Consider the following 11,915-nt stretch of genomic DNA (forward strand, 5'->3'; position numbering starts at 1 on the left):
AAGTGAAGCCTCGCGGCTCCGTGCTTTCAGCGACTCAAGTTGAAGACAACTGCATTCCAGTAAAATAATCAGGAGCAACAGCTTCCATGAAACTGCCAAGTCCATTCGAGGAAATTGCAAACTCCTCGAAACCAGCGCAATACCGTGTGTACGCGATCAGAGCTGTCTTAGCTATGATCATGGCGGCGCTTATTGCCCAAATCAATCTGGATTACCTTGAGTCTTGGCTGTACGACTTCCGCATCCGTTCCGAGGTTCTGCAAAGAACTTCAGGAAAAATTGAACTGGTTTACATCAAACCCTCCACCATTCAAATTTTCAAAGGCCAACCCAACGCCAAAGATCAGTCAGCGATACTGCACAACCTGCTGGCGGCCGAGCCACGCGCCATCGTCTATGATTTCCCAATCGAGCAGGCTCAGGGAAGTGAAGAGGATAAATCCGAGTGGGCGCAACTGATCTCCAGCCACTCCAATGTTTTCGTGGCCACTCCGGATACTCCGCTGAAGGGCGAAGAGCGCAGTCTTTATCTGCCGATTCCCTACGACAGCATCCGCATGGTTTCCGCACCAAAAACTTCTGACACGATTAACTTTGCCAAAGACCGTGTCACTCGTCGTATGTTGCTTTCTTATCAAGGCGCAACCATGCTGCCTGTGACTTTGGCGGCGCTTTACAATCCAGAGGTTCAAAACCCCGAGAACATCCGTGGGCATTTTGATTTCTACGACACAACTCAATCTTTTATCGACTTCCGCCGACCAGGCTCCTTTCCGTCAGCGGCCTTTGACGATCTTGCCAATGGTTCCGTGGACTGGAGTCGCTATAAAGACAAAATAGTGATTATCGGCACCGACCTGAACACCAGTGAGGCTGACTACATTCTTACGCCTTATAGTCGTATCCCGTCTGCCATGACCCGCATCGAAATGCAGGCCAATATGACAGACACACTGATCCGCAACTCCAGCCCTTTGCGCATGCCTCATTATGTGAACTGGATTTTGCTGACTTTGATTTCTATTCTGGCAATCCAGATCGTCCTGAGCATGAGCCCGGCAATGGGCTTGGTTATTTTGGTTGGAACGCTTTTCAGTTTCTCGGCCATTTCATTTGCTCTTTTCTGGCTGTTCGGATGGTGGATCACTATGGCCGCGCCTTTATTGGCGGGCTTTTTGGTCTATTACTTCTTTATTCCTTATCGTCTGATTATTGAAAATCGCCGCAGCTGGGAATACTACCAGAAGAACAAACTGCTTAGTCAGGTTGAAGAGTTGAAAACCAATTTCATTTCCATGATGTCACATGATTTGAAAACTCCAATCGCACGGATTCAGGGCATGACGGATGTGATTCTGTCAGATCAGGTGACACTGAGCCCGCAACAGCGTGAAGCGGTGGATACGATCAAGCAATCCTCTGATGACCTGCTGAAATTCATCAGTTCCATTCTGAACTACGGAAAAATCCAAAGTGAAGGTGTGGAATTGCATATGCAAACCAAGGACATTAACACCGTCCTTCAGGAAGTAATTCGCAAGCATGAGTTCCTGGCTAAAGTAAAACGCATTCAAATCGTGTCTGAGCTGGAGCCTTTGTTCCCTATCCGCATGGATCCGGATCTGATGAGACAGGTTTTGTCGAACCTGGTGGAAAACGCCATCAAGTACAGCCCGGATGACACGAAAATCCTGGTTACCAGCGAGGAAAAGGCCGACCGCGTGGTCATTCAGGTATCCGATCAGGGGCCGGGAATACCAGAGGACGAGCTTAACAATATCTTTATGAAGTTCTTCCGCAGCAAGAACGTAAAGAGCACGCAGATCAAAGGTTCGGGCTTGGGCCTGTATCTGGCTAAATATTTTACAGAGTTGCACAAAGGTAAGATCTTTGTGGAGTCGAAAGATGGAAAAGGTTCCACATTTACGGTAGAACTGCCGATGGAACAAGGGGGCGTTAATGCTTAAGGTTTTGGTAGTAGACGACGATCAGGGTTTAAGACTGTCTGTTAAAACAGCATTAACATCCAATCAACGCTTCGAAGTTGACGAAGCCTTCGATGGCATCAATGCCATGGAAAAAATCAAAGCCGGCACCACCAAGTATGACCTTGTTATTCTTGACGTCGACATGCCTCGCATGAACGGCCTTGAGACTCTTCGCCAAATCAAGGAATTCGATTCCGGCATTATCGTTATGGTGATGACAGCCCACGCAACCCTGAACGATGCCGTTCAAGCCGTTAAAGATGGTGCTTACAACTATCTTTCAAAACCAGTTGCTGGTGACGAACTTCTGGCTTTGATCGACAAAGCCGTTAACGCACATAACTTGATTTCCAATATCGCATTCTCTGCACCGGTCATGGTGGAGGAAGGTCGTAAAATTATCGGCCATACTTCACAAATGCAGAAAGTGTTCAACATCATCCACCGCCTGGCGAAAGTGGACACTCCCGTTTTGATTCGTGGTGCCTCCGGTACCGGTAAAGAACTGGTTGCCAAGGCGATCCACTTCAACTCTGCCCGCAAAGACGAAAAGTTTGTCGCTATCAACTGTTCGGCAATTCCTGAAAATCTGTTCGAGTCAGAGCTTTTCGGACACGAAAAAGGCTCTTTCACAGGTGCTGATCAACGCAAGATCGGTAAATTCCAATTTGCCGAAGGCGGCACTCTGTTCCTGGATGAAGTCGGCGACATGCCACAATTGATGCAGGTTAAAATCCTGCGCGTGCTTCAGGAGAAAGTATTCACTCCGGTTGGTTCCAACCGTGAATTCCCAACGAATGTGCGCATCATCGCCGCTACCAACCGTCCACTTGAAGACATGATTAAAGCGGGTTCTTTCCGCGAGGATTTGTTCTATCGTTTGAACGTGGTACCTATATTCCTTCCAGCTCTTCAAGAGCGCAAAGATGACCTTGAGCACATGGTTACCATCTTCATCAAGAAGTTCAATCAAGCTCATGGCAAGCGCATCAACGGCATCACACCAGACGCTATGAATGTTCTGAAAAAACACTCTTGGCCAGGCAACATCCGTGAGCTTGAAAACGTGATTGAGCACGCCTTCGTATTGGAAACAACAAATCTGATCACAATCGCCAGCCTTCCAGAGGCTTTGTTGATTGCTACGGGCACCAACTTGATTGATTTGACTCCGTTTGAGCAGGCGCAAGACATCGCTTCTGCCGGAATCGTAAAAGCAGCAAGTGCACACGCTGGTTTGGGCGATGATGAAGATGCGGCTGGCAGCGATATCGAAACTCAGGATCTTGAAGGAGAGGAAATCGTTCCTTACTCTGGCGAGAATCTGGATTTCAATGCGCAAAAAGAAGCTTTCGAAAAAGAATTTATCATCAAAGCACTTAAGACGTTCCGCGGCCGCATCAATCAAACAGCATTGCATGCGAATATTCCAAAGAAGACGCTTTTACGAAAAATTGAAAAGTACGGCATCAACGCCAAAGACTATTCAATTTAAATATCCCCTAAAATCCGCTTCAGATAAGGCCTTCCCACCAGGAAGGCCTTTTTTTATAAGGTGGCAAAGTATCGAGCCACAAAGAAACCAACGCCCCGAAATCAAGTTAAAGTTCGCAATAAAAAATCGGTTTCTGCATCGCCTCTAGTTTATTCCGAGGCAATTGAAGCCCAGATTTAGTGTTGCCTATAAATTCAGCATAATATGTTTTGCATCGTTGCCTCTAAGGTCATTGACTCGATGTTATGAAATTTGTAACGTCACTCCCTCGACCCTAAGGAAAATCTGTTAATGACTATGAACCCCTTGCCACCGCAGGCTTACACAAAAGAGACGCTGCTGAAAGCCTATCAATGGCTGATGTCGCAAAACTCTAATATCAAGGAGATCGCAACGACTCCTGATATGCTTGTTAGTTTGTACCTGAAAGCGACTCGCGATGGTGAAAGTGCCTTGGAACGTCCAAGTATCAAAAACTTCAAGTCAGAACTGAAAAGCTTGGCCGGATTGATGGGGGAATTGGATCGCCCTCAACAGCAACAGCATCAGCCCCAACAACAGGTGCAACAACAAGCACCTCCACAACCTGCTGTGGGCGCAACCTACCACGCCCCGGTTCAGCAGGTTTTGCAGCCTCAGCAAACCGCTCCAGTTGTGACTGTATCGGCTCCAATCGCGCCACCCGTCATGCTTCCACAAGCACACCAGGTTTCTTACACCGAGAAGACTCTGACGACCACGACTCAGACTTCCGACGCGATGGAGCTGTTTGATTGCGGGACTAAAGCAATGATTCAGGAAGTCAAAGTTGAGTTCAATTTAAGTTCTGATCTTGAAGCCTTGCGCATGCTGATAAAAATCGGTTATGTGAAGTCCAAAGGCATGCTAAAGTAATCTGAACATTGAGGCCCTTACATGAATAAAAAATACATCTGGCTGGTCGCTATTTCCGCTTTCTTGATCGCTTTGGATCAAGTTACCAAACTATACGTCCATACGCATTTCCACCTGGGCGAATCCGTTGTCGTCATTCCTAATTTCTTCAATCTGACTTATGTCAGAAACTTTGGCGCAGCGTTTGGCTTCCTTGCGGAAAGCCATCCTTCCTTCCGCGAGTTGTTCTTCCTGTCCATGCCCCCGATCGCTTTGATCATCATCCTGGGCATCCTGCGCGGAGTGAAGGACGACGACACGAAACAGATCATCGCTTTGTCGAGCATCTTTGGCGGCGCAATTGGTAACTACATTGACCGTATCCGCTTCCGCTATGTTATCGACTTCCTGGATTTTCATATCTACGGAAAATGGAGCTGGCCGGCGTTTAACGTTGCCGATATGGCGATCGTCGGTGGTGTGTGCTTGTTGCTACTGCTGATGTTCCTGGAAAACAGCAAAAAAAAAGAATCTGAAAAAGGCGCTTAAAAGCGCCTTTTTTATTTGTTTGGAATGTTCTTGCGAAGTTTGCGCTGCAGGCTTTGACGATGCAGCCCCAGTTTTTTCGCGGCCTGAGTGATATTGCCGTTGGAAGAGTTCAAAACATAGTCAATGTACTCACGCTCCATACGAGCTAGGGAAATCTCGGACTCCTCGGTATCCACTGCAACCTGGGTTTCCTCGTCTGCAAAAGCCCGAACGATCATCTCCGGAGTCACGGGTTTTGCCAAAAAGTTTTCCGCCCCCAGCTGCATGGATTTCACCGCTGAAGCGACAGATCCAAATCCGCTCATCATAATCACGCGTGCGTTTGGGAACTTTGCGGTGATCTGCTTTATGAAATCCAGTCCATTGTCATTCCCCACACGCAAATCCAGCAAAACTCCGTCTGGTGTTGCCACACGATTCAGATCCGGCAGCTGTGCAAAACTTTGAACCACGAAATCTCGTTCTTCCAGCTCTTGATGCAATACTTCGCGCAGGCGATTGTCGTCTTCGATCAAAAGAATATTCTTTACCCGATTTTTCATCCACGCTCCTCAAAAGGAAGAGACAGGCGAGCGGTTGCACCTTTCCCTGATGAATTATTTCCCAACAAAAATTCGCCACCCATTGATTGAGCCGTCAATATTGCTGAATAAACCCCAAGTCCGTTACCCTGCTGCTTGTTGGTGTTGAAGGGCTCGCCCAGACGCTCAATGACTTCGGCCGCCAGGCCCGCACCGTTATCAACGACTTCAATCACCACTTCCTGATCATCTTGGTAAAGCTTCAAGGTGATTTCAGCGGGAGCCTGAGAAGCCTCCAAGGCGTTATCCAATAAATCCAGAATCATCTGTGCGAACGATAACGGCTGCAGACGACTGTAAAACTGCCGCTCACTGACAACCTTATTGATAGACGTCTTATTGTCGATTTCCCACGAGCGAACGATATCCTGAAGAACCGAATTGACGTTAAGCTTTTGTAGCTCTCCATCAGCCGAAGTCATAAACACTCCGGCCATTTTTTGAAATACCGAAATACACTCGTCCAATGAAAGTTGCGCCTGTTGGATTTCCGCATGAGCCGCCACCGGATCGCCAAGCTTTCGGACGCCGCGATCCAGACGCAATTTCAGGGAGTTTAACGGCGTCGCCATCTCGTGAGAGAATCCCGCCGCCAGAGCACCCAGGGATTTTAAACGGTCCGCGCGGTATTGTCGGTTTTGCAAACTGCGGATTCGCTCTTCATGCTTTTCCAGAAGCCCCGAAAAAAGATGCGCCACAAACCACGCGCCAGCAACCACCACCCACTGAAACAGAAAATCAAAATACAAAGCCCGACGGTCCACATTCAGAGTCATGGCAGCATCGCGATTCGTTTCAAACTGCAAAATACCCAGGAATACAAAAATCAGAACTCCAAACAGAATACTCCGTTTGCGCAGCAACATGCCCCCTAGGAAGGCGTGCAAAGTCAGTACATAAATAAACGGATTCACAGCAGAACCACTTACGAATAGCAATCCTGCCACCGCAAACAGATCCACAAGCAATTGCACAAAAAGAAGGGATTGTTCCTGAGCTGCTTTGGCCTTGCTCCAAATTCCCAAGGTCAGACCATTAAAAACCGCAAGTAATGCAATGACGGCCATGAAATAAAACAGCTGTTCCTTAAGAAGGTAGCCCGCTTGAAGCAGCGGCACCGTCCCCAGCATCATGAAAAAAATGGCGATCCAACGAAAGCGAACGATCCCCTGAATAAGGGTCGAAGACTCCGGCCAAAATGCTTTGATAAGTGACGATGACATGAGGTTTACATATGCCAGAGAGGCCGGCACAGCAAGGATTTGCGCGTTCCTGCAACCATCCGTTGCACTAACGCGCTGGCACATTCTGCTTATGAGAAGAAATAGTGGAAAGACGGCTGAGCCAAGCGTTTTTGCCCATCCAAATTGAACAGACAAATCACCTCAGTTCGCACACCTTGCTTTACATTGAAAATGGTCAAATCTGAGTTTTCAATGATCTGATGCAAGCCACGTCCCGCACCACCCTTTTGGGAGTTCAGGCTTCCAGCTGCGCCATTGTAGCAAGACTCAAGATAATCAATGATCACTTCCTTCTTCAATGCCCCAAAAGGATCGACCACAGCCACCGCTGCCATGACACCGTCCGTGGCATAGCGGAAAACAGACTGCTGATGAGTTTCCAACTGAACTTCTTCTTTACGGCTGACATGATTAAAGATCGCATGACCTTGAGAGTCCACCGGAGCATCGTAGATGGCATTCATCAACATCTCTTCGGCCACTGTATTCACACGGTCGACCACGGAAGTTCGTACACCCGCTTTTTTCAAATAGGCGCACATATCCTCACGAAGTTTTTCACGCTGGCTTGAATGAGTGACGATTTTCTTTTGAATGTCGACTCCCCAAGTAAGGTATTTGTCGACGCCAAACAGATCTTTATTCAAGAGTTTACCCAGTGCCGTCAAAACAAAGCGAATCGTCGCGTTCTTGTCCTCGGCATCGCGGGAAATGATATTTTTAACAAAGCGATTCTTCAGAAGTATGTTCAAGTTCCCTTGCACGTCGTGGCTGGTCAATAGAATCACATTCGGGCTGAGTTTCTTTTCCTCGACCTGACGAAGCACTTCCACACAGCTTTCTTCACCAATGACCACGTCATATTTATTGGTTTGCAGGAATTCCAGAGCCTGAGAGGCGTCTGTGGCAATATCCAGCTGCACACCGGTACTGCCCAAAGCCATTCTTAGTGGCATTTGCTGCTTTTTATCCGGCTCAATCAACAATACGTTACCGCCAGCTCCACGCTGAAGGGCATTTTGTGCTTCATGCAATTCACGGTTCAGAATCTCAAAAAGACGGGCTTTTTCATTGGTCTTAATCAATCGCTCCGTCAAAATCATGCAATAGATCTGATATAAAAGGGCTTGGAAACGATCTTTGTCCTTAGGATGAACGTGGGCAAAGTCCTCGTCTTTAATGATGAAACAGCTGACTTCAGACACCGCAGTCACAGAAGTGGATGCGGGATTCGAAGTGATGACACTCATCTCCCCCCACACATCGCCCGCATTATCAAACGTAGCCAGGACTTCACCCGCCAACGAAATCTCGAGCTTTCCGGATCTTAAGAAGTACAGATTGCGATTCGTTTGCCCTTCTTTCAGGACAACTGTTCCAGATGGATATACTTCGGCATGCATCATGGCTGCGACTTGCAGTAGCAAGTCCGTGCTGAATGATTTAAAAAAGGAGTATCCCTTAATTTCCTGAACGATATCTGCCGGATGCATTTTCATATGCTACAATTATGTAGTCGGACATTGGGCGATGGGTAGTTTCACTTGAATATTCTTCGGAATTTTTGAAAAATTAAGTCTATCGTCGGTATCCCGGAGGATCCGTGTTTCCAATCATTAAATTGTCTTCTGAGTTTCAGATTCCCACTTATTACCTGATCATCAGCGTAACTGCGATCATTTGTCTGATGTGGGCTGTCCGCCGTAGCCATATCTATCATTTACATCAAAAGGAAACCCTCGACTTAGGTCTTCTCATTATGATCTTCGGATTCTTGGGCGGTCGATTGTTTCACGTGTTCTATGAAAGTTTTGATTACTATAGAGAAGACTTCCTCCGCATCTTTTATATCTGGAACGGTGGATTCGTATTCTATGGTGGTGCCGTGCTCGCGGCATTTGCTGGAATCTGTTACTTATATTTCAAGGACTACAAAAGACTGGAAGACTATCTGGATCTTTTGGCTCCAGTGCTGGCCTTGGGATATGGCCTGGGACGCGTGGCTTGTTTACTGGCAGGTTGTTGCTACGGACGAAGCTGCGAACTTCCTTGGGCCATTGCGAATAAGCATCCCACTCAACTGTATGCCAGCCTTTGGGAGGCCGGCGTATTGTTTTTGCTTCTGGGGCTTGAGAAATCACGCGCCCAATACAACTACTTTAAGGTACCCGGGCGGATCTTTTATTCCTGGATGATTTTGCACGGAATTGGGCGCCTTATAATGGAGTCCTTTCGCGCCGATTTCCGCGGTCCCACGCTGGGTGCCTCTATTTCCACGTGGATCAGCTGGGCGATCATCGCTTTCGGCTTCTTACTGCTCCTAAAAAAGCCTCTAGATTCAGATATTTAAAGTGTCTCATGTTGAGACTTTCGACAAAAGGTGACACAAATTGGCGGACTGTCTAAACAGTTCAACACCCTAACCGCTCTCAAATCGTAATTAACGAATCCCTGCGCACAGTTGGCGATGGCATGTCTCGCGCATTGCATCTGTAGTGAAGAAGTTTAATTAATGAGAGAGGTCTATATGAAAAAGCTCATCCTATCCTTAGTCACAACAGTCTCTGTGCTGACTTTCGTTGGTTGCAGCAACGGTGACAGTGGCGGTAACGGAGTTGTTCCAGTTACCTGTAACGCAGGCACAACTTGGAATGGTTCATACTGTGTGGGCAGCAATGGCGGCATCGTCAGCCCAGGCACAACAACCATACGCTACTTCGATTACGTTTATTACTTCCAGATTGATTATTGGACGAAAGCTCCACTGGCTGTAAATCCAAGTGCAAAACGCTACATGAAAATCACAAATTCTGCTGTCTATAAGAAGTTTTTGAAAGAAGCGATGGCAGTGTGTGACAGAAATATCTGGGGCTGGAACTCCGGTTACTCTGACTGTAATGCATGGGCCAACGGTTCCATGATTTTGCAGGTCGACTTGAATAACAGCTTGAAGCCTTCAGTTTATTTCACAGCAATTCCATCCCAGCAGTACTTTAACTTCAGTTTCGGTATTGATGGTGGCGGTATGGCTTACAACCCACTGGCTTTGATTCAAAACACAACATACAGCTTGATCAACCAAAGCAAAGGTTTCGAGATTCGCTCTAACGGCGCATCAACAAACGGTGGCGGGTTGCACTTGATCCAAATCCAGGTGTTCAACGGAACAACTGCTGACAATCAAGTGAACTACCAAATTGCTTACCCTGACTCCAAGGGCAAAGGCACTGTCTTCGCAACTGGTACTTTGACGAAATACTAATTGTCGCTACTTTAACAACCGATTGCTCAACTTCGCAGTGCATGGCGCAGGTGAACAATCGGTTGATCTCGTTTCAACTCTGCGCAAATATTCCCTTCATGAGTGAATCAGAAAAACCCCCAGGCAAAACAGTAAAGTGTCCACAGTGTGGCAAACCCGCTTTGTACTCACCAGAAAATGCATTTCGTCCTTTTTGCTCTGAACGCTGCCGTCTGATTGATCTTGGCGAGTGGGCTTCAGGTGGATACGCGATTCCCGTCAAGAATGATTCTTCAAGTGATTCTTTAACTTCCATCGACGATGCTTACGATGATGAAGATGAAGGCAACAACCACCGACATTAGTGCACGCATGAAAATGGCTCTGCGAGCCTTTTTCGCAAATTGCTATTGACGAAGCAGAGTTTTTAATTTGTTATTTGAAAGTCATTGGAAGACGAGAATTTATCATCAGGATGTATTAACAACAGGGACACACAAATGTGTCACTAAAGAGGAGTTCACATGAACAAGGCTCAATTGATCGAAAAAATCGCTGGCGAAACTAAAGTTTCTAAAGCACAAGCAGAAGCTATCCTTGACTGCGCAGTAGAAAACATCAAAAAAGCAGTTAAAAAAGGCGACGACGTTAAACTTGTTGGCTTCGGTACTTTCACTAAAGCTAAACGCAAAGCTCGCACTGGTCGCAACCCACAAACTGGTAAAGCAATCAAAATCCCAGCTGCATGGGCTCCAAAATTCCGCGCTGGCGCTGAATTCAAATCAATGGTTAAGTAATTAGTTAACACTAATTAAAATCATTAAAAGGCGTTCCCTCGGGAGCGCCTTTTTTTATGCCGTGTCACAGAACAGTCGGAACCCGCAGAGCACGGGGATTCCCTTTGAAATTTCCTCCCCCCAGCGCTAATCTAGCGCAATGGCAACATTCAATAAAAAGATCCAAAGATTAGGCGTGTATACAAGTGGTGGCGATGCTCCTGGAATGAACGCAGGGCTTCGCGCAGTCGTTCGTGCAGCAATCGCAAACAAACTGGAAGTTTCCGCAATCATGCAAGGCTATGTCGGCATGATGGAAAATCATATTGAGTCGATTGATCAACGTTTTGTTGCAAACATCATTCAACGTGGTGGCACTGTCATCAAAACAGGACGCTCCACTGAATTCACAAAACCTGAAGGCCGCGCCAAAGCCGCAGCCAACTTGAAAGCTCACGGCATCGATGCCTTGGTATGCATCGGCGGTGATGGCTCCTTCCGTGGTGCTCACGCCCTTTGGGAAGAACACCAAATTCCTGTCGTGGGAATTCCCGGGACTATTGATAACGATGTGTTTGGCTCTGATAAAACGATCGGTTTTGATACAGCTGTAAACACTGCTTTGGAAGCGATCGACAGAATCCGTGACACAGCTGCTTCACATGATCGCCTGTTCATCGTGGAAGTCATGGGTCGCAACTCCGGCCACATCGCATCTTATGTGGGACTTGCCGGTGGTGCTGAAGAGATCTTCACGCCGGAAGCCACAACGACAGTTGATAAAGCTGTGGATCGTATCAAAGAAGGCATCTCCAGAGGGAAAACCAGCTCAATTCTGGTCACGGCAGAAGGCCAAAAGCCAGGTCGCGCTTATGATCTTGCCGATGCCATCCGCAAGAAAACAGGCTGGGACGCTAAAGTTTGCATCCTGGGTCACCAACAACGTGGCGGTTCACCAACTGCTGCCGACCGCATTCTTGCAAGCCGCATGGGAGCCGCAGCCGTGGATTCATTGCTGAAAGGTCATTGCGACATCATGATCGGCACTGAAGGTGAACGACTGGTCGAAGTACCTCTCGACATTGTAACGAAGACCGAGAAAAAAGCGCATCTTGACCTCATCAGTCTTGCAAGTGTTTTAGCCACTTAAAAACTCTTGACCTCTTTT

General features: G+C 47.3%; 12 protein-coding genes. 9 read left to right on the top strand and 3 right to left on the bottom strand.

Annotated elements, in window-relative coordinates; translation table 11 throughout:
- The first annotated feature begins 86 nt into the window (after positions 1-86).
- The 4 genes from AAAA73_RS07870 (at position 87) to lspA (ending at position 4,905) form a co-directional block, all read left to right on the top strand.
- Positions 87-1,967: an ATP-binding protein gene (locus AAAA73_RS07870; protein WP_340597656.1), complete on the top strand. Its 1,881-nt coding sequence runs from the start codon at positions 87-89 to the stop codon at positions 1,965-1,967.
- Positions 1,960-3,483 carry a sigma-54-dependent transcriptional regulator gene (locus tag AAAA73_RS07875; RefSeq protein ID WP_340597657.1) on the top strand — a complete coding sequence of 508 codons (1,524 nt, stop codon included), beginning with the start codon at positions 1,960-1,962 and terminating at the stop codon, positions 3,481-3,483. The genes AAAA73_RS07870 and AAAA73_RS07875 overlap by 8 nt, the downstream gene beginning before the upstream one ends.
- Positions 3,484-3,774: 291 nt before the next feature.
- Positions 3,775-4,377: a hypothetical protein gene (locus AAAA73_RS07880; protein WP_340597658.1), complete on the top strand. Its 603-nt coding sequence runs from the start codon at positions 3,775-3,777 to the stop codon at positions 4,375-4,377.
- 21 nt (positions 4,378-4,398) lie between these two features.
- The gene (gene lspA, locus AAAA73_RS07885) at positions 4,399-4,905 is read left to right on the top strand and encodes a signal peptidase II (RefSeq protein WP_340597659.1); all 507 of its coding nucleotides are present in this window, start codon (positions 4,399-4,401) and stop codon (positions 4,903-4,905) included.
- An 11-nt stretch (positions 4,906-4,916) separates the two neighbouring features.
- Here the strand turns inward: lspA and AAAA73_RS07890 are convergent, their stop codons facing one another.
- From AAAA73_RS07890 to AAAA73_RS07900, 3 genes are all read right to left on the bottom strand, one after another.
- The gene (locus tag AAAA73_RS07890; protein ID WP_340597660.1) at positions 4,917-5,447 is read right to left on the bottom strand and encodes a response regulator transcription factor; all 531 of its coding nucleotides are present in this window, start codon (positions 5,445-5,447) and stop codon (positions 4,917-4,919) included.
- Positions 5,444-6,709, bottom strand: coding sequence for a sensor histidine kinase (locus AAAA73_RS07895; protein WP_340597661.1), 1,266 nt, complete (start codon positions 6,707-6,709; stop codon positions 5,444-5,446). The genes AAAA73_RS07890 and AAAA73_RS07895 overlap by 4 nt, the downstream gene beginning before the upstream one ends.
- Before the next feature lie 89 nt (positions 6,710-6,798).
- A complete protein-coding gene (locus AAAA73_RS07900) occupies positions 6,799-8,229 on the bottom strand; it encodes a cyclic nucleotide-binding domain-containing protein (RefSeq protein ID WP_340597662.1) in 1,431 nt (476 codons plus the stop codon).
- A gap of 104 nt (positions 8,230-8,333) precedes the next feature.
- Here AAAA73_RS07900 and AAAA73_RS07905 point away from each other — a divergent pair, with 104 nt between their 5' ends.
- From AAAA73_RS07905 to pfkA, 5 genes are all read left to right on the top strand, one after another.
- The gene (locus tag AAAA73_RS07905; RefSeq protein WP_340597663.1) at positions 8,334-9,080 is read left to right on the top strand and encodes a prolipoprotein diacylglyceryl transferase; all 747 of its coding nucleotides are present in this window, start codon (positions 8,334-8,336) and stop codon (positions 9,078-9,080) included.
- 177 nt (positions 9,081-9,257) lie between these two features.
- A complete protein-coding gene (locus tag AAAA73_RS07910) occupies positions 9,258-9,992 on the top strand; it encodes a hypothetical protein (protein ID WP_340597664.1) in 735 nt (244 codons plus the stop codon).
- Between the two features lie 98 nt (positions 9,993-10,090).
- Positions 10,091-10,336 carry a DNA gyrase inhibitor YacG gene (locus AAAA73_RS07915; protein WP_340597665.1) on the top strand — a complete coding sequence of 82 codons (246 nt, stop codon included), beginning with the start codon at positions 10,091-10,093 and terminating at the stop codon, positions 10,334-10,336.
- A gap of 159 nt (positions 10,337-10,495) precedes the next feature.
- Positions 10,496-10,768, top strand: coding sequence for an HU family DNA-binding protein (locus AAAA73_RS07920; protein ID WP_142701575.1), 273 nt, complete (start codon positions 10,496-10,498; stop codon positions 10,766-10,768).
- 139 nt (positions 10,769-10,907) lie between these two features.
- On the top strand, positions 10,908-11,897 hold the full coding sequence (gene pfkA, locus AAAA73_RS07925) for a 6-phosphofructokinase (protein WP_340597666.1): 990 nt from the start codon (positions 10,908-10,910) through the stop codon (positions 11,895-11,897).
- Positions 11,898-11,915: the final 18 nt, after the last annotated feature.

It is taken from the genome of Bdellovibrio sp. GT3 (genome assembly GCF_037996765.1).
GTDB lineage: Bacteria > Bdellovibrionota > Bdellovibrionia > Bdellovibrionales > Bdellovibrionaceae > Bdellovibrio.